The 562-nt window shown below is 72.4% G+C and carries 1 protein-coding gene; it reads right to left on the reverse strand.

The features are described from left to right. Nucleotides 1-562: glutamate ligase domain-containing protein (locus tag FVW27_RS19065; protein WP_279586663.1), on the reverse strand; the 562-nt coding region annotated here is incomplete at both ends.

The following is a 562-nucleotide window of genomic DNA, read 5'->3' on the forward strand; positions in this document are numbered from 1 at the left end:
GGGCCACGGCCAGCAGCACGTCGGCGCAGTCTGCGGCGCGGGCGCCAAGGTCGGCGTGGGCGCTGTCGTGCAGGGTGCCCAGTTCCACCATGCCGGGGGTCACCAGCACGCCGCGCCGCCCGGACTTGCGGTACAGGTCCAGCAGGTCGAGGGCGGAGGCGAAGCCGGACGGGTTGGAATTGTAGGCGTCGTCAATGAGCACGGAGCCGTCGGGCTGGGGCTTCACCTCCAGCCGGTGGGCGATCTGCGGCAGGCTGCGCAGGGCGCTGATCACCCGCTGCGGTTCCACGCCCACCCCGCACGCGGCGGCAAAGGCCAGGGCCACGTTGTCCACGTGGTGCATGCCGTGGATGGGCGCGCGCACCGCGTATTCCTGCCCCTGATACAGCAGGCGGGCATGGATGCCGGAAAGGTCCTGCCCGGCTTCCAGCACGCGCACCGAAGGTGCCGCCATGTCCGCTGCGTCCGCGTTGCTTGTGCCCGCACCCGCGCACAGCAGCACCGCGCCCGCGTTGGCGGCGGCAAAGTCGCGCGCATGGTCGTAGGCCAGCAGGGCGGCGGG

This window comes from Nitratidesulfovibrio liaohensis, assembly GCF_011682075.1.
Taxonomy (GTDB): Bacteria; Desulfobacterota; Desulfovibrionia; order Desulfovibrionales; family Desulfovibrionaceae; genus Cupidesulfovibrio; species Cupidesulfovibrio liaohensis.